Annotated in this window: 3 tRNA genes; all 3 read left to right on the forward strand. The window is 55.7% G+C overall.

Annotated elements, in window-relative coordinates:
• The 3 genes from ACW9HX_RS29125 to ACW9HX_RS29135 all read left to right on the forward strand — a co-directional run bounded on the left by ACW9HX_RS29125 (position 1) and on the right by ACW9HX_RS29135 (position 359).
• Positions 1 to 76 (forward strand) — tRNA-Ala (locus ACW9HX_RS29125).
• Between the two features lie 78 nt (positions 77 to 154).
• A tRNA-Glu gene (locus ACW9HX_RS29130) sits at positions 155 to 230 on the forward strand.
• A gap of 53 nt (positions 231 to 283) precedes the next feature.
• Positions 284 to 359, forward strand: a tRNA-Ala gene (locus tag ACW9HX_RS29135).
• The last annotated feature ends 131 nt before the right edge of the window (positions 360 to 490 follow it).

Genomic DNA, 490 nt, shown 5'->3' on the forward strand with positions numbered 1-490 from the left:
GGGGCTATAGCTCAGCTGGGAGAGCGCTTGCATGGCATGCAAGAGGTCGACGGTTCGATCCCGTCTAGCTCCACCAATTTACAGTTCAAGGTCTGGCCACACCGGCCTTGAATCGATCAGATCTCAGCACTGATCAGTTGTATAGAAGGTTTGTGTCCCCTTCGTCTAGTGGCCTAGGACACCGCCCTTTCACGGCGGTAACAGGGGTTCGAGTCCCCTAGGGGACGCCAGTTTTACAGAAGCGATGTTGCAAGATGTCGCTCCGCCGCGAGGCGAAAAATCCGGGGCTATAGCTCAGCTGGGAGAGCGCTTGCATGGCATGCAAGAGGTCGACGGTTCGATCCCGTCTAGCTCCACCAATTTACAGTTCAAGGTCTGGCCACACCGGCCTTGAATCGATCAGATCTCAGCACTGATCAGTTGTATAGAAGGTTTGTGTCCCCTTCGTCTAGTGGCCTAGGACACCGCCCTTTCACGGCGGTAACAGGGG

This window comes from Pseudomonas sp. SDO52101_S400, from assembly GCF_054071635.1.